15 protein-coding genes and 1 pseudogene are annotated in these 14,911 nt (G+C 70.5%); 10 read left to right on the forward strand and 6 right to left on the reverse strand.

Translation table 11 applies throughout. The features are described 5' to 3' along the window. Positions 1-91 precede the first annotated feature (91 nt). On the reverse strand, positions 92-2,695 hold the full coding sequence (locus tag OG574_RS42725; protein WP_326777616.1) for a PA14 domain-containing protein: 2,604 nt from the start codon (positions 2,693-2,695) through the stop codon (positions 92-94). Between the two features lie 316 nt (positions 2,696-3,011). On the opposite strand from OG574_RS42725, the gene OG574_RS42730 reads away from it, so the two are divergent. Beyond that, complete coding sequence (locus OG574_RS42730) at positions 3,012-3,476, forward strand: hypothetical protein (protein WP_326777617.1); 465 nt, start codon at positions 3,012-3,014, stop codon at positions 3,474-3,476. A 388-nt stretch (positions 3,477-3,864) separates the two neighbouring features. Then, positions 3,865-4,362: pseudogene (locus OG574_RS42735) on the forward strand (GxGYxYP domain-containing protein); the annotation flags it as partial. A 297-nt stretch (positions 4,363-4,659) separates the two neighbouring features. On the opposite strand, the gene OG574_RS42740 reads toward OG574_RS42735, so the two are convergent. Beyond that, positions 4,660-4,872, reverse strand: a complete 213-nt coding sequence (locus OG574_RS42740; protein ID WP_326778790.1) for a hypothetical protein — start codon at positions 4,870-4,872, stop codon at positions 4,660-4,662. 239 nt (positions 4,873-5,111) lie between these two features. Here OG574_RS42740 and OG574_RS42745 point away from each other — a divergent pair, with 239 nt between their 5' ends. After that, entirely contained in the window at positions 5,112-6,356 is a 1,245-nt protein-coding gene (locus OG574_RS42745; protein ID WP_326777618.1) for an MFS transporter, read from the forward strand. A 198-nt stretch (positions 6,357-6,554) separates the two neighbouring features. Here OG574_RS42745 and OG574_RS42750 read toward each other — a convergent pair whose 3' ends face one another. Then, positions 6,555-6,887, reverse strand: coding sequence for a DUF6233 domain-containing protein (locus OG574_RS42750; protein ID WP_100594495.1), 333 nt, complete (start codon positions 6,885-6,887; stop codon positions 6,555-6,557). A 113-nt stretch (positions 6,888-7,000) separates the two neighbouring features. Here OG574_RS42750 and OG574_RS42755 point away from each other — a divergent pair, with 113 nt between their 5' ends. Beyond that, complete coding sequence (locus tag OG574_RS42755; protein ID WP_326777619.1) at positions 7,001-8,230, forward strand: MFS transporter; 1,230 nt, start codon at positions 7,001-7,003, stop codon at positions 8,228-8,230. 120 nt (positions 8,231-8,350) lie between these two features. Then, positions 8,351-8,782 carry a VOC family protein gene (locus OG574_RS42760; protein WP_326777620.1) on the forward strand — a complete coding sequence of 144 codons (432 nt, stop codon included), beginning with the start codon at positions 8,351-8,353 and terminating at the stop codon, positions 8,780-8,782. 5 nt (positions 8,783-8,787) lie between these two features. On the opposite strand, the gene OG574_RS42765 is transcribed toward OG574_RS42760, so the two are convergent. Together OG574_RS42765 and OG574_RS42770 are read right to left on the reverse strand one after the other, a co-directional pair. After that, positions 8,788-9,063 carry a hypothetical protein gene (locus OG574_RS42765; protein ID WP_100594492.1) on the reverse strand — a complete coding sequence of 92 codons (276 nt, stop codon included), beginning with the start codon at positions 9,061-9,063 and terminating at the stop codon, positions 8,788-8,790. A gap of 137 nt (positions 9,064-9,200) precedes the next feature. After that, positions 9,201-9,344, reverse strand: a complete 144-nt coding sequence (locus OG574_RS42770; RefSeq protein WP_159032477.1) for a 50S ribosomal protein bL37 — start codon at positions 9,342-9,344, stop codon at positions 9,201-9,203. 203 nt (positions 9,345-9,547) lie between these two features. Between OG574_RS42770 and OG574_RS42775 the strand changes: the two genes are divergently transcribed. The 5 genes from OG574_RS42775 (at position 9,548) to OG574_RS42790 (ending at position 14,510) form a co-directional block, all read left to right on the forward strand. Then, a complete protein-coding gene (locus OG574_RS42775) occupies positions 9,548-10,117 on the forward strand; it encodes a TetR/AcrR family transcriptional regulator (RefSeq protein WP_326777621.1) in 570 nt (189 codons plus the stop codon). A gap of 73 nt (positions 10,118-10,190) precedes the next feature. Continuing rightward, on the forward strand, positions 10,191-11,384 hold the full coding sequence (locus tag OG574_RS42780) for a GDSL-type esterase/lipase family protein (RefSeq protein ID WP_326777622.1): 1,194 nt from the start codon (positions 10,191-10,193) through the stop codon (positions 11,382-11,384). Between the two features lie 149 nt (positions 11,385-11,533). After that, a complete protein-coding gene (locus OG574_RS42785; RefSeq protein ID WP_326777623.1) occupies positions 11,534-11,950 on the forward strand; it encodes a hypothetical protein in 417 nt (138 codons plus the stop codon). A gap of 60 nt (positions 11,951-12,010) precedes the next feature. After that, positions 12,011-12,244 (forward strand): LysR substrate-binding domain-containing protein, encoded by a 234-nt coding sequence (locus OG574_RS52870; protein ID WP_442816949.1) that lies wholly within the window; start codon positions 12,011-12,013, stop codon positions 12,242-12,244. A 634-nt stretch (positions 12,245-12,878) separates the two neighbouring features. Next, positions 12,879-14,510, forward strand: coding sequence for a PucR family transcriptional regulator (locus OG574_RS42790; protein ID WP_326777624.1), 1,632 nt, complete (start codon positions 12,879-12,881; stop codon positions 14,508-14,510). Here the strand turns inward: OG574_RS42790 and OG574_RS42795 are convergent. Then, entirely contained in the window at positions 14,464-14,862 is a 399-nt protein-coding gene (locus OG574_RS42795; RefSeq protein WP_100594488.1) for a TOBE domain-containing protein, read from the reverse strand. The genes OG574_RS42790 and OG574_RS42795 overlap by 47 nt on opposite strands. Between the last annotated feature and the right edge of the window lie 49 nt (positions 14,863-14,911).

Below are 14,911 nucleotides of genomic sequence, written 5' to 3' on the forward strand. Positions count from 1 at the left end.
TCGCGCAAGAAGCGGGCGCGCCACGCCCCGGCCCCCCTTCCGCCCCGAGAGGCGCGAAAGGGGGACCGGGCACATGTCGGACCGACCGCGCTCAGCTGCCGGAGCAGCCGGCCACGGTCGCCTGCGAGGCGTCGCGGATCAGCGCGTCCTGCGCCGCCTTCACCCGCTTCACATCCGGCTTGACGATCTTGCGGTCGTACGTCACCAGACCGTTGAGCTCACCCTCGACGTCCGAGATCTGCGTGTACACGGCGCCGTTGCTGCCCTGGCAGGCCAGCTTGTGCACCTCGGCGAGCCGTGCGAGGTAGTCGTCCGTGTACTTCGCCGGGTCGACGTCCACGTACGACTGCTGCACCGCCCAGGCGTGACCGGGCACCGCGAGGCCGAGGCCGCCGTACTCGCCGCTGACCAGGGCGCGCTTGCCGTCGGGGTGCGGCGGCAGGGCCGGGCTCGGGTAGCCGTGCTCGTCCATGATGTCGCCGGTCCCGCCGTCCGCCCCGAGGTTGAGGCCCGACATGTTGTTGACCAGGCGCGTCGGGTCCCAGGCCTTGGCCTGCTCGGCGATGCGGCCCACGTCGTACTGGCCCCAGCCCTCGTTGAAGGTGACCCACATGACCACCGAGGGGTGGCTGCTGTGCTGGTCGATCATCGTCTTCATCTCGCGCTCGTACTCGGCGCGCGCGGCCGTGTCCGGCGCCGCGCTCATGGCCGGCATGTCCTGCCACACCATCAGGCCCAGCTTGTCCGCCCAGTAGAACCAGCGGTCGGGCTCGACCTTGATGTGCTTGCGCACCGAGTTGAAGCCCATCTGCTTGTGCATCTTCAGGTCGTAGGCCAGCGCCTCGTCCGTCGGCGCGGTGTGCAGCCCGTCGGGCCAGAAGCCCTGGTCGAGCGTGGCCATCATGAAGGCGGGCTTGCCGTTGAGCAGGGTGCGCGGCGTGCCGTTCACCTTCTCGACGGAGATGGAGCGCATCCCGAAGTAGCTGCCGACGCTGTCCTTGCCGACGTTCACCTTGAGGTTGTAGAGGAACGGGTCGTCGGGCGACCACAGATGCGCCTTGTCGATCTTCAGGGTCAGCGGCGCGCCGGTGACCCCGCTCGCCGTGGCGACCCTGCGCTTGCCGTCGTACGCCGTCGCCGTGAACGGCACTCCGTCGCGCACGCCCTTGGCCTCGACGGTGGCCTTGCCCGCCGTGACGTCCGGGGTGATCTTGAGGTCGGCGGCGTGGTCGGCCGCTACCGGCTCCATCCACACGGTCTGCCAGATACCGGAGGAGGGGGTGTACCAGATGCCGCTCGGGTCCAGGCGCTGCTTGCCGACCGGCGGGTTCTCGCCGCCCTGCGCGTCCGTCGGGTCGTAGACGCCGACGATCAGCTCCTGGGTGCGCCCCGGCTTCAGCGCGTCCGTGATGTCGGCGCTGAACTTGTCGTAGCCGCCCTTGTGTTCGGCGACCTTCTTGCCGTTGACGTACACCTCGGACTGCCAGTCGACGGCGCCGAAGTTCAGCTGGAGGCGCTTGCCGTCACCGACCTTCCAGCCCGCGGGGACCGTGAAGGTGCGGCGGTACCACATGCGGTCCTCGTGGCGCTCGATGCCGGAGAGCTGCGACTCGACCGGGTAGGGCACGAGGATCTTCTCGCCGAGCTGCTTGCCGACCGGCGGCTTGTCGCCGGACTTCGCCGCGGCGAACTGCCACTCGCCGTTGAGGTTCTGCCAGGCGTCCCGGGTGAGCTGCGGGCGCGGGTACTCGGGGTGGGCGTTCTTCGGCCCCACCTCGTCGGCCCACTTGGTGCGCAGCTCGTACTCGGAGTCGTTCGGGCCGCTGCTCCAGAACTGGCCGACGGCCTTGTCGCCGGTGCTGGTCAGCCCGCCCTTGCCGTCGTACGTGACGTCCGCCTGGCCGGACGCGCCGCCGCCCTTCTTGCCGACGACCGGCTCCTTGAGCCCGACGAGCAGGGTGCGGGGGTCGGCCGGGTCGGCCTTGATCGTGGAGAGCGGCCACTGGGCGCCGCCGATCACGGCCTGGAGGTGATCCGTGAGGCCGGCCGGCGGGGCCGCGAGGGACTGCGCGAAGTCGAGCTTGAGAGTTCGGCCGTCCTTGAGGACGGTCGTCGATATCGCTCCGTCGTAGTCCCAGCCGTCGGGCAGCCGGAAGGCGGAGGAGGGGATCGCTTCCTTGGTCTCGCCGGGCTCGGTCCAGCGCAGATGGAGGTTCGAGCCGCCGAAGTGCTCGAAGTACTCGACCTTGATGTCGTACGCCTTGCCGGCCGTCAACTCGACGGGCTGGGAGGTCTGTTCCTTGTCCCAGTCGTCGACCCAGTGGTCGATGGCGAGCTTGCCGTCGACCCAGAGCCGGAAGCCGTTGTCGCCGGTGATGGAAAACGTTGTCGCGCCGGTCTTCTCCGGCACGACCTTGCCCGTCCAGCGCACACTGGCGTCGTCGGCCTGGCCGGTGGCGGTCCGCAGCCGCGGCTCGAGGGTGTCGAAGTCGAGCTTCGGGTCGAAGCCGGTGGCCTTGAGCTCGTTGAAGTCGAAGGCTCCGGGGGCGGACTGGGTGTAGTACTCGCCCTTCAGGCCGTGGGGTTCGACCGGGTCGTCGGCCGCTGTCGCCGACGGCGACCCGGTGAGTGCCGCGAGGCCCAGTCCCGCGGCCAGCAGCATGGCCAGTCGGCCTCTGAGTCGTTTGGTGCGCACGAATCCTCCTTGACTGAGGAAGAGGGGGCGGCTCGTCGCTTGCGTCTGTACAACGTTGGAAGGAGCGGGCAGTTGGCATGACAGCACGCCCTCAGGTGCGCTGTCCAGGGTCACGACAAGACGACCCCTCGGTAACTCCGCGGGGGCGATCCGACGGGTTGCAAAGTTTGCTGACAAGAAGGCGAGTGCGACTTCATGGACTCGGTTGAACACGTTCAAAACTTCTGTCAGGCTGACCCCGGCTCGAACGGGCGGACGCTGCCCGCGGTGGCCTGCTGGGGCGTGCGGTCGACAAGGTCGGGGCGGTGGGTGGGGCGTGAAGTCGAGGATGGCGGTGCTGCTCGGATGTCTGGTCCTGGCCTGTGCGTCGTGCGCCGACGCGGGCGGTGAGGCGGCCGTGATCCAGCAGGCCGATCTGGTCGGGGACTGGGCCAACTCGGCCGGAGCTCACGTGCACATGGCGGGCGATCACACCGTGACGGCGAGTGGGGTCGACCATGCCGTGCCCGACTACACGTGCCCGACGACGGTGAAGGCCGCCAGATGGCAGTTCTTCACGCGGGCCGACTCGTCCGGGTTCGTCACCGCCTCCGACTCGGTGACCGAGGGGGACTCGCTCGTGGTGACTGTGGACGCCGGTGACCCCGACTCGCAGTGGTGCGACCTCCAGGCCGCCGTCCAGAGGGACTACCGGGGCTTTAATCTCTGCCTGGTTCTGGATATGGATCAGGGGTGCACGGCTGGGGAGCTCCTGCGCAGGGTTCCGGCGGCACGGGGGTGATCGTGCGGCTGTGTCGAATCGAGTGGATGTCGCAGGTCCGCGGGTGAGCCGAATCGGGTGGAGGTAGCGCTCCCGTGCCGGGCGCTTCTCGATGTCGGCTCGTTTGCAATGGTGTTGGGCCGTTTCCGGCGTGGTGGCCTGGGTCGTTCCGTGCGGGGCCGACGGATGGGTGCGACAGGGTTCCGCGCCCGTGACTCTCATGCTGGACGGCGCAGAATCTTCAACGTAGTACAGCGGCCGCCCCAGCGGTCGTGCCGCTTCGCCAGGTACCTGCTCTCTCTTCCCGGGCGCCCCGTTCACCAGCTGCTTCTCCCACGACGTGGCGGAGTGGGGCGGCGTCGACCGGGCGTCGCAGCACGGCTTCGGGGTGGTGCCCGCCGACTTCTACATGAACGGCACCGTGTGCGTCGGCGTCCCGGCGAAGGTCTCCGCCAAGATCAGGCCCCGGCTGAAGTCCGCCCTTCGCAACGGCGTCCACCTCGCCCTCATGTTCGGAGAGGGCGACAACGTCCAGTACTGCCAGCGCCACATGCGCGACATCCGGGACGACCCGAAGCGCGGCGTCGTCCCCGTCAACTGGACGGTCAGCCCCCTGCTCGCCGGGATCGGGACCGCGCTGCTCGCGTACTGCCAGAAGGCCGCCACCGGAAATGACCTGCTGATCACGGGCCCCTCGGGCGCGGGACACACCTACGCCGGCTCCTGGCCCGAGCAGGCGCTGGACGCGTACACGTCGCTCACCGGACGCTTCCCGCGTCGTACCGGACTGGATCCGGTCTACGCGTGCAACCCCCGCAACGCGGCCGGCGACGGATGGGTCCCCTTCGGCGAGTGCGTCGTCCGCTCCTGCCGGGACCACACGCAGGTGCGCGGCATCATCCAGTCTTGGGAGACGGGGGATCTCCGGATCAGGCCCGCGGGCGTGCCGGTGATCGGCGGCTTCTTCCCGCAGGGATGGGGCGGCGGAGTGCCGGGACGGGCTGCTCAAGCGCGTCAAGACCTGGGACGGCGGCTCACTGCTGTTCATCGCGGGGACGGTCAACGCCTGGAGCTGGACGCCCAGTGGTGTCGCGGAGCTCGGCGAGCCGCTGGGGACCCGTTCGCGATCGTCCGTGGCGATGTCTTCTTCGACCTGCCGAACCGGGTCGGAAGCCGCGAAAGCCGGGCCTCTCGGTGGGCCCGCCTACGCCGCTTCGTAGTGGTGGGCCCGACCGCCGCGCCACTTCACCCAGGCCGGATCGTCGAGCAGCGTCTCCGCGTCCGGCAGCCCGGCCCGGCGCAGGAACTCGACGACTTCCAAGTCGGAGTGCGCGAGGCCAAGTATCTGACCGTGCGCCGTCACCCTGCGTCCACCCGTACGCGAGGGGCGGTGCACGACTATCGGCACGACGTCCATAAGTACAGGGTCATTCGAATGCCGGGCGCGTGCATCCGCTGGCCAGGCTTTTTTGCTGGAAGATGGAGACAGAGCCCCGCTCGGCCCACCCCCCCCGGCCGGGCGGGGCTCGCCTTGTGCGCGCGGGATCTCGCCGTGGTTGTCCGCGGGAGGCATCTCGCAACCTTCTTGCTCTTGCAAGTAATATGCAACAAGCTGGCCCGGTCCTTACCGCCTGCCCCAGGACGCGGAGCCACGACATGCCCGTCATGCCCCAGCTGATGCCCGAAGCGGGACCCCAACGCGTCATCGCCGCATCGAACTTCGTCAACACCGTCGGCAGCGGCCTCTACCTGACCGCCGGAGTCCTGTACTTCACCCAGGACGTCCGCCTCCCCGCGACGCAGGTGGGGCTCGGACTCGGTGTCGCCGGCTTCGCCTCGCTCGTCACGGGCATAGCCGCCGGCCACCTCGCGGACAGGCGCGGCGCGCGCGGCGTCTACGCGGCGACCATCGTCGTACAGGCGCTGGCGACAGCGGGGTTCGCCCTGGTGGACAGCTTCTGGCCGTTCGTCCTGGCCGTCTGCGCCGCGACCGGGGCGCAAGCGGCGGGACGGGCCGCGCGCAGCCCGCTCATCAGATACTTCGGCGGGGACCGGCCGCAGGAGTACCGCGCTTACCTCCGGGCCGTCACCAACATCGGCATCTCACTCGGCGCACTGCTGGCGGGTTGGGCCCTCCAGGTGGGCACCCACACCGCGTACCAGGTCCTGGTCATCGGCAACGCGATCGCCTTCGGTGCCTCCGCCGCCATCCTGCTCTTCCTGCCGCCGGTCGCTCCGGAGCCCGCGGCCGCCGGCCCCCGGTGGATCGCGCTGCGGGACCGGCCCTACCTCCTCCTCACGGCGCTGGACGGCATCATGGCCATCCAGTTCAAGGTGCTCACCGTGGCCATCCCGCTGTGGCTGGTCGTCGCCACCAGCGCACCCCACTGGCTCATTTCGGGCACGATGCTCGTCAACACCGTCATCGTGATCGCCCTTCAGGTGCGGGCCAGTCGCACCGTCAACTCCCCGGCGGCGGGTGGCGGGGCGTACCGGAGGGCGGGCGTGGTCTTCCTCGTCTCCTGCTCGCTGATCTCCCTGTCCGCGGGGGTTCCGGCATGGGCCGCCGCGGCACTGCTCCTGGTCGCGGTCGTGGTCCACACGGTCGGCGAACTGTGGCACTCCGCCGCGGGGTTCGAGGTCTCCTTCGCCCTCGCCCCGGAACGCGCCACCGGCCAGTACCTCGGTGTGTTCGGCCTTGGCGCGGGCCTGGCCGACGCGCTCGGCCCCAGCCTGCTGATCGCGCTCTGCATCACCTGGGGCCGGCCCGGCTGGTACGTCGTAGGCGCCCTGTTCACCGTCACCGGCCTGGCGGCCCCCTTCGCCGTCCGCTGGGCTCAACGGCCTGTGCCCGCACGGGACTTGCCCCTCGAAGCGGGGCGGCCCGTCTCTCAGGTCTGAAAGGTGACCGAGTAATCCCGGTCGGCCGAGCAGCTCCGAGGGTGTCCGTCCGATCGGCCGGTGCACGCCCACCCGCGACGGGCTGCGCATGCTCGCGTCGTGGGCGGCGGATCATCCGGAGGCCGCCTCGGAACCAGCACTCTGACGGCCACCGCCACGGGGTTCAGTCCAGCGCTCTGACGGCTACCGCCACCGGGTTCAGTCCAGCACTCCGAGCACTCCGTCGGGGTTGCAGTGCGGACAGGCCGGCACCTGCTCCCACAGCGCGCGGCGCGCTTGGTCGTCCGTGACGCCTCGCGACCGTTTGCCCGCCATGTGGCAGCCGCCGACGTGCACGTACACAGGTGCGCGCCCGCCGAGCCCCATCTCGATCAGCCAGTCGGGGGCCAGTGGCCGGTCCCGTTCGCCGCGCTGTTTCTCGGCTTCCTGCCGCTCCGCCTCCGCGATCTTGCGGCGCACCCTGTCCAGAGACAGCACGAGCCACGTCTCCAGCGTGCGGAGCCTCGGCAGGTCGGGCGGCAGTTCGGACATGTGTTCGAGTCTACGACGGTTTCCGGCCAGCCAGTACGCGCGTTGAATGGCCCAAGCACAGAGCTCAAAATTGCCCCACATGGATGGGCCGATGCGCGCGTACCGTCATTGCCATGCCGAACCTGCTGCCGCCCGCCGGCCCTCAACGCACCCTCGCCCTGGCCCAGTTGAGCAACTCGCTGGGCGACGGCGCGTACTACGTCACCTCGGCGCTCTACTTCACTCACGTCGTCGGCCTCGCGCCCGCCAGGATCGGCCTCGGCCTCACGGTCGCCTGGGCGATCGGTTCAGTCGTCGGGGTGCCGCTCGGCCGGATCGCGGACCGCCGCGGCCCGCGTGGAACGGCGGTCCTGCTCGCCCTCGCGACCGGCGCCGCGGTCGCCTCCTTCCTGGTCGTACGCGATTTCCTTCCCTTCCTCGTGGCCGCCTGCCTCTACGCGAGCGCGCAGTCGGGACTCGCGGCCGCGCGCCAGGCGCTGCTCGCCGGTCTGGTGGCCAAGGAGGACCGCACGGGTGCGCTCGCCCACCTGCAGTCGACGCTCAACGCGGGTCTCGCGGTGGGCGCGGCGCTCGGCGGCCTCGCACTGTCCGCCGGGACGAAGTCGGCGTATCTGGCGGTGTTCGCGATCGACGCCGTCAGTTTCGTCCTCTGCGCGCTCGTCCTGCTGCGGCTCCCGGCCGTCACGCCGGCGCCGGCCGTCCGCGGAGCGAAACTCGAAGTCCTGCGCGACCGGCCCTACGCCGCCGTGACCCTCCTCAACACCGTTCTTCTCCTGCGGATGCCGCTGCTCAGCCTCGGGCTCCCGCTGTGGATCAACGAGCGCACCGACGCCCCCACGTGGCTCGTCTCCGCGCTCTTCATCCTCAACACCGGCGCCGTGATGCTCTTCCAGGTCCGCACGGCCCGCTCGGTCTCCGGCCTCCCCACGGCAACCCGCGCCATCCGCCGGTCAGGCGTGCTCATGCTCCTGGCCTGCGGCATCTTCGCCGCCTCGGCCACCGGCTCGGTCTGGGCCGCGGTCGCCGCCCTGGTCGGAGGATCGGTGCTCCTGGTCGCCGCAGAGATGCTCCAGTCGGCCGGATCCTGGCAGCTGGGTTTCGACCTGGCCCCGGCCGGGCGCATCGGCGAGTACCAGGGCTTCTTCGGTACGGGCGTCACGGTCGCCCGCACGCTCGGCCCGCTGCTGCTCACCGCGCTGCTGCTCGGGATGGGCACGCCGGGCTGGCTGCTGCTCGGCGGCCTGGTCCTGGCGGCGTCGTACGCGCTGGGGCCGGTGGCGCGGTGGGCGGCGAAAACGCGCCAGGATCCAGCACCCGTACGGGTTGCGGCTTCGACGGTGTGATCTCGACGCCGCGGACGGGTAGGCCCACAGCGTCCTGAGCGGCAAGCGTTGCTGACGCTCCGTCGCCGCGCAGTCTCCCGACCTGTCTCCCGAGCAGTCTCCCGAAAGGAGACCGGCCCCATGACCGAACTCGACTCGCCGATCCCGCGGTTCCACCTGGCCGTGCCGGTGGACGATCTGCCCGCCGCCCGGTACTTCTACGGTGAGGTGCTCGGCCTTGAGCAGGGCCGCAGCGCCGACACATGGGTGGACTGGAATCTCCACGGCCACCAGTTCGTCACCCACCTCGCCCCCACCCGCTCCGAGCACATCCGCAATCCCGTCGACGGACACGACGTGCCCGTACCGCACTTCGGCCTGATCCTCACGATCCCCGTGTTCCAGGAGCTCGCGGACCGGCTCCGCGCCGCGGACACGAAGTTCGTCATCGAGCCCTACGTACGCTTCGCGGGCGAGCCCGGCGAGCAGTGGACGATGTTCCTGCTGGATCCGGCGGGCAACGCCCTGGAGTTCAAGGCGTTCGCCGACGACTCGCAGGTCTTCGCCACCTGAGAGCGCTATGCGCCTTCGCCGCCACCCGCCTTCGCCTTCACGTCCGCCTCGACGTCAGTCCTGGCGAGGCCCTCCTCCTTGGCGTACTCGGTGACGGCCTGCTGCACATCGCGGGCCAGATCCCGCCACGCGCGCCAGGCCGTCTCGTACGTCTGGGTCTGGGACTCGCTCGGCGGCTCGAGCCCCGGTGGTCCGTAGCCGTCCCGCAGTCTCAGGACCTCGTGGTGTGCCGCGTTCGCGGCCTGCTGTCTCTCGACGAGTTCGTCGAAGGTGTGTGCCACGCAGCGGATCCTAGGTCGCCGTCGAGGCGATCCCGGTCAGCGCTCGCGCGGGTTACACGAATGCCGGAGGGGTGTGAGCGAAACGGGTCAGGGGCGGCGCCGTCCGGCGCCGCCCCTGACCCGTCCGGCGAGTTCCCTCAGGACTGGGGGCGCTTGCCGTGGTTCGCGGCGTGCTTGCGGCGAGCCTTCTTCTTGCGCCGTCGCTTCGAGGACATTGCTACCTCCCAGGTGTCGCTGTTCTTCGGTCCTGCCTGGATGAGCGGGCCCACCCAGACGATCATCCGGCCGCCTACCCAAGGACGCGACCGGTAATGACGTGGCCCATGCCACCACTCCCGCCCCCGATCGGCCGGGCGACGCGCCGCTGTGGCGATCCGCCCTGCGGGCCGCCCACTTCCTCGCGTGCGTTACCTAAGTTGGGTGCGGATTTGCCTAAAGGTCTTAGGTAACTGCATAATCGATTTCGTTGATTGGGGTGAAGGTTATGGTGCGTGTGGGGCTGACCAGGGAACGCCTGATCCGAGCCGGCGCCGAGCTGGCCGACGAGGTCGGGTTCGACAAGGTGACCGTCTCTGCGCTCGCGAGACAGTTCGACGTCAAGGTCGCGAGCCTGTACTCGCACCTGAAGAACTCCCAGGAACTCAAGACCGGGATTGCGCTGCTCGCCCTGGAGGAGCTCGCCGACCGGGGCGCCGCGGCGCTCGCCGGGCGTGCGGGCAAGGACGCCCTCGCCGCCTTCGCGAATGTCTACCGCGACTATGCCCGGGAACACCCCGGTCGCTACGCGGCAGCCCAGCTGCGGCTCGACCCGGAGACGGCCGCCGCCAGCGCAGGCGTCCGGCACGCACAGATGATGCGGGCGATCCTGCGCGGCTACGACCTCACGGAGCCGGACCAGACCCACGCGGTCCGACTCCTGGGCAGCGTCTTCCACGGCTACGTCAGCCTGGAGACGCAGGGGGGCTTCAGGCACAGCGCACCCGACTCGCAGGAAAGCTGGTCGCGGATCCTCGACTCCCTCGACGCCACGCTGCGGAACTGGCCCGCACCCTGACCGCGGTCCCGCGCCGACCCCTATCGGTGAGCCCGAGCAGCCCCACAGGCATATTGATCAACAGGTTGAGGCAATGCACATGAATGACAACTGGACCACTACTTCCGTCACCGCGGACCTCGTGCGTGGCGCGTACGAGGTGGAGCGCTCCGAGCACGGCGTGCTCCCGCACCGGCTGCCCGCGCGGGCCCGCGCACAGTGCTCCGACGCACAACTGGCCATGGCCGAGGCCCAACCCTCCGGCGTACGGCTGGTGTTCCGCACCCGGGCCACCGTCATCGAGCTGGACGCGCTCCGGACCAAGATGGCCTTCAAGGGCGCTCCGCCCCGTCCGGACGGCGTGTACGACCTGCTGGTCGACGGCCGTCTGGCCGCGCAGGCCGGTGTCACCGGCGGCAACGTACAGACGGTGGACATGACCACAGGCACCAGGGAGACGCAGCCCGGACCCATCGGCACCGTGCGGTTCACCGGGCTGCCCGACCGCATGAAGGACGTCGAGATCTGGCTGCCGTACAACGAGATCACCGAGCTGGTCGCCCTGCGTGCCGATGCCCCGGTCGAGCGCATGCCGGACAGCGGGCGCAAGGTGTGGCTGCATCACGGCAGTTCGATCAGCCACGGCTCGGACGCCGCAAGCCCCAGCGCGACGTGGCCGGCGCTGGCAGCCTCCCTCGGGGGCGTGGAGTTGATGAACCTCGGTCTGGGGGGCAGTGCCCTGCTCGACCCGTTCACCGCGCGTGCCCTGCGGGACACCCCCGCGGACTTGATCAGCGTCAAGATCGGCATCAACATCGTCAATGCCGACCTGATGCGCCTGCGCGCGTTCGCCCCGGCGGTGCACGGTTTCCTCGACACGATCCGTGAGGGACACCCGACCGTGCCGCTGCTGGTCGTGTCGCCGATCTACTGCGCCATCCACGAGGACACTCCGGGCCCCAGCGCCCCGGACTTCAGCAACCTCAGTGCGGGCAGGCTGCAGTTCATGGCCGTCGGCGACCCGGCGGAGCGAGCAGCGGGGAAGCTCACGCTCAACGTCATCCGGGACGAGCTGGCGCGTGTCGTGAAGCAGCGGATTGCTGACGACCCGAACCTGTACTACCTCGACGGCCGCGACCTGTACGGCGAGGCGGACTTCGCCGAGCTGCCGCTGCCCGACCAGCTCCACCCGGACGCCGCCACGCACCGGCGCATCGGCGACCGCTTCAACGCCCTGGCTTTCGGCGCGGACGGTCCGTTCGCGTTCGCGGTGACCGAGCGTCCCTGAGGCTCGTCCCTGCCAGGGGCCGCGTGTGTCACCCCCTGCGCGCCGTGCCGAGCCTCTGGTCCGTCAGGCGCGCTCGCGACGCGTAGCGCCGTGACCGCGCCGACGCACAGGGCGACGGCGAACTCCGTCATCGTCGCCTCGACGCTCGAATGCCGGATGATCACGCCGAGCAGGATCGCGGGCAGGCCCATGCCCAAGTAGGACTGGAGCGCGAGGTGGGGGCGGCGCTGTTCGACCGGTCCCCGCAACGGCTCGCGCTGACGGCCGCGGGCGCGGCACTGCGCCCCGAGGCGCCGGCGACCCTCGACGCCGCCCGCGGTGCGCTCGACGCCCTACGGGCCGGCCCGGGAGTCGTGCGCGGCGCCAGGCACATCGGATGCCTCACGGCGGTCCGGCTGCTGGATCTGCCCAGCCTGCTCGAGTCCTTTCACACCGAGCCTCCGGACGTCGCGCTGCGCCTGCGGGTGTCGCCGAGCGGGGCGGCGGGACTCGCGCAGAGCCTGCTCGCCGGGCGTCTCGACCTCGCGGCCTGCCCGGCGTCCCCGGGAGGCATCCCCGGGGGCTGACGCTGCGGCAGGTCGCCTCGGTGCCGATGGTCCTCGTCGTCCCGGCCGGCCACCGTCCAGCTGCAGGGGAGCCGTCTTGCCGATCTCGCCGACGAGCAGTTCATCACCCTCCCCGTCGGCTACGGCAATCGTGATCTGGTCGACCGGGCCTTCGCCATCACCGGCATCGAGCGCCGCGTCGCTCTCGAAGTGACCGACTCGGCGCGGCCTCCCCCTTCGTCCGGCGTCGCCTCGGCTTCGCGTTCCTGCGCGAGTTCGCGGCACCGCCCGTCGAGGCGGGAGTGCGCGTACTGAACCTGGTGGACGCACCGCCGCGGTTCGACCTGCACGTCGCCACGGCCACCGCACGCCGTCCGAGCGCGGCAAGCCGCCGACACCTCATCCGGAGCGTCCAGGACAGGAGGGACCGGGTGGGCGCGGGCGGGGGCGTGCCTGTGCGCTCGGCGCGGACCTTCGCGTCGACGGCGCGCACCTGGATCACGTATCGCCTCACTTCGCTCCCGTGGTCGGGCCGGCACGTTCGATGGGCCACAGGCTGTGACCGCTGCCGGAAACAGTCGGACGGTCCCGCTCCTGAGTGCCTCGCTGCACCTCGGAGGAGGACCTGTCTCTACGGTGACGATCTAGCGGCCGGTTTTCACTACATGCCCGGGGTCGTTTGAGGGTCGTTTCTTTACGAGCGGACGCAGGGGCCCCGCTTTCCGATGGCGCCGACAGGAGCGGACGTGCGCCCATGTACCGCTGTCCGGACGGCTGGCTCGCAGCACGGAATCTCCACCTCTGAGGGTCAGGTCCTTGGATGTTCAACCAAGACCCATATCGCTCACACGCTCTTGCATTTACGATGCGATGACTCGCACTCGCCTGGCGAATGTGAGAAATGGGTGCCGCTTTCCTGCGTCCCCGGGTACACAGGGAGTCAGCGCACATGCACATCGAACATCTCCTGAGGGACGAGTCACTCGGCCTGCGCCTGCTCTGGGCCGACGAACCGCAGTTGCGGCAGGAGATCAGCGGCGTGACCGTCACCGACCTCGAGGACCCGGCCCGCTTCGTGCGGCCGGCCGAGGTCGTGCTCAGCGGCCTGGTGTGGTGGACCCAGCGGAGCGGGCGGGCCAAGGCGGACCGGTTCGTCTCCGCGCTGCGCACGGCGGGCGCTGCCGTGCTCCTCGCGGGGGAGGAGACGCACGGCGCCGTCCCGGACGACCTCGTCGAAGCCTGCCGCCGCCACGGGCTCCCGGTCGCGGCGGTCCCGGCGCACATCATGTTCCGCGCCATCACGGACACGGTGTACCTCCAGCAGTGGGGCGAGCTCAGCCGCCACCACGCCCTGCCCGAGAACGTGCGTGCCACGCTCAGCCGGCTCCTGGCGCAGGAGGCGGACCCGGCCGCGCTCGTCGACGCCGCGTTCGCCCACCTCGACAGGCCGGTCGCCTACGTCCTCACGCCGACCGGACGCACCGTGGCCGCCACCACCGCCTCGGCCGATCTCGCGACGCGTGACGCCGCCGCCCTGATCGCGACGGGCACGTTCCCCGCGCAGAGGAGCGGCCACAACAGCTCCGGTACCGGGGCCCGTCCGCCGTTCGGCCGGGCATCGGTCACCCTGCCCGTACAGGCCGACACCGACGCGGTCTCGCCCTACGAACGCTGGCATCTGCACGTCCCCGACCCCGACGACGCCCCGCCGCGCATGCTGCACGAAATTGCGGAGATCCTGGGACGATGCCAGGAAATCCGGACCCGCCGCCGGGCCGACGAGGACCGCGCGGTGCGCGAACTCGGCACGCTGCTCACCGCGCCCGACACCGACAAGGCCGTCCTCGAAGCCGCGCTGCGCGGCTGCGGGCTCCCCGACGAGGGCCCGTACCACGTGGTCGTCGCCGAAGTCGGCTCAGGACGTGAGGACTCGGCGCAGGGCGCGCTGACCGAGGCGGCCGCACACGTTCCGCACACCGGCACCGCCGCGGGCCAACTCCCCGACGGCACCGCCTTCGCCGTCATCGCCGGGGCGGACGCCGTGAGCGAAGCACTCGCCGACGTATGGCCGTTGCTCGCTGCCTGCGAGCCGTCCGACCCGCTGCACGCGGGCATCGCCTCCCCGGCCACCGCATCCCGGAACCTGAACGGGGCGCTGTCCGAAGCCCGTTACGCCCTGACCTCGGCCCGTACGACAGCGCCCGGCGCCTCACGCCTGACCGACGCGGCCTCGCTCACCGGCCTCGAAACGCTGCTCACAGGCGTACCCGCCGAGGTGCGCGCCGCGTTCAGCCGCACCGTCCTCGGCCCCCTGCTCGACGAGACAAACGCGTCCGCGACCGCTCTGCTCCAGACCCTGGAGACCTTCCTCGCCTGCGACGGCTCATGGGCGCGCACCGCGGAGGCGCTCCACCTGCACGTCAACACCGTCCACTACCGCATCCAGCGCATCGAGCACTTCACCGGCCGTGACCTCTCCCGGCTCTACGACCGCGCGGACCTCTGGGCCGCGCTGCTGAGCCGCGAGGAGCCGGCTACGAACGGTCGACGTGCACGCTCGTCGACTTCACGCGCGCGGTGACGGTGACCCCGACGGCGAGGCCCAGCTCCTCGACGGCCTCCCGCGTCACCATGGACACCATCCGGTGCGGGCCGGCCTGGATCTCCACCTGCGCCACGACGTCGTCGGCCTTGAGCGCCGTCACGATCCCCGTGAACGAGTTGCGCACCGACGTGCGCGGAGCTCCGTTCGCGCCCCGATCGGCTTCCGCGGCCCGGCTCTTGGCGAACCGCGCGAGACCGACACCGTCGATGACACGGTTCCCCGTACCGTCCCGCCCCATCGTCAGCCGCCCGCTGTCGGCCCACCGACGCACGGTCTCCCCACTCACCCCGAGCAGGCGCGCGGCCTGGCCAATGCTGTACGACGACACATCAGAACCTTAGCCGTGCCGGGCACCGGGCTCTTCTGGGGGAGGCGGC

The organism is Streptomyces sp. NBC_01445, assembly GCF_035918235.1.
GTDB lineage: Bacteria > Actinomycetota > Actinomycetes > Streptomycetales > Streptomycetaceae > Streptomyces.

Excerpts from the sequence above, each read along its gene's own strand:
- OG574_RS42740 (WP_326778790.1), bottom strand. The coding sequence starts at position 4,872 with ATGGACGTCGTGCCGATAGTCGTGCACCGCCCCTCGCGTACGGGTGGA.
- OG574_RS42745 (WP_326777618.1), top strand. The coding sequence starts at position 5,112 with ATGCCCGTCATGCCCCAGCTGATGCCCGAAGCGGGACCCCAACGCGTC.
- OG574_RS42750 (WP_100594495.1), bottom strand. The coding sequence starts at position 6,887 with ATGTCCGAACTGCCGCCCGACCTGCCGAGGCTCCGCACGCTGGAGACG.
- OG574_RS42755 (WP_326777619.1), top strand. The coding sequence starts at position 7,001 with ATGCCGAACCTGCTGCCGCCCGCCGGCCCTCAACGCACCCTCGCCCTG.
- OG574_RS42760 (WP_326777620.1), top strand. The coding sequence starts at position 8,351 with ATGACCGAACTCGACTCGCCGATCCCGCGGTTCCACCTGGCCGTGCCG.
- OG574_RS42770 (WP_159032477.1), bottom strand. The coding sequence starts at position 9,344 with ATGATCGTCTGGGTGGGCCCGCTCATCCAGGCAGGACCGAAGAACAGC.
- OG574_RS42775 (WP_326777621.1), top strand. The coding sequence starts at position 9,548 with ATGGTGCGTGTGGGGCTGACCAGGGAACGCCTGATCCGAGCCGGCGCC.
- OG574_RS42780 (WP_326777622.1), top strand. The coding sequence starts at position 10,191 with ATGCACATGAATGACAACTGGACCACTACTTCCGTCACCGCGGACCTC.
- OG574_RS42785 (WP_326777623.1), top strand. The coding sequence starts at position 11,534 with ATGCCGGATGATCACGCCGAGCAGGATCGCGGGCAGGCCCATGCCCAA.
- OG574_RS42790 (WP_326777624.1), top strand. The coding sequence starts at position 12,879 with ATGCACATCGAACATCTCCTGAGGGACGAGTCACTCGGCCTGCGCCTG.